Here is a 408-nt window from a genome sequence, read left to right as displayed (position 1 = left end):
TTTTATATCGCGTCAGATTAAGCCTAAATAAATATTTACCACCGAGGACACAGAGCTCACAGAGAAATGCTTTAAAAATACCAATCCACCTCTGTGCAGCGCAAAGCGCCTCGGGAACCTCTGTGGTGCAAAAATTGTTTTTAGCAGAAAATGTCTTTCGTAGCAGCAATTTTATATCGCGTGGGGTTAAAAATTATGAAGTAAACAAACGCGGGGTAAACCCGCTGCTACCAGTTTGATGTTCCACTTTCTCATTTACTCCTCATTTTCTTCTCTGTGTTCAAATAGGGTTTAGTAAATTATTCAGAAAGAGGGCAAAGAGACGCTGCGCTAAAAGAGTAGGCTCTAGGTTCAAGGCTGATATCAGGCTGTTTGTAAAGCTCGCTACTCGTCGCTCGAAGCCCGTTG

Annotated in this window: 1 protein-coding gene; it reads left to right on the top strand. The window is 42.4% G+C overall.

Annotation, left to right across the window (positions count from 1 at the left end; translation table 11 throughout):
• On the top strand, positions 1-239 hold a 239-nt coding region (locus P20439_RS18840), incomplete at its 5' end, for a hypothetical protein (RefSeq protein WP_206769989.1).
• Between the last annotated feature and the right edge of the window lie 169 nt (positions 240-408).

Origin of the sequence: Pseudoalteromonas sp. BSi20439 (assembly GCF_000241165.1) — a bacterium.
In the GTDB taxonomy this organism is placed as follows: Bacteria; Pseudomonadota; Gammaproteobacteria; order Enterobacterales; family Alteromonadaceae; genus Pseudoalteromonas.
Note: the sequence above shows the minus strand (reverse complement) of the source record. Positions and strands in the feature narration are given on the sequence as shown.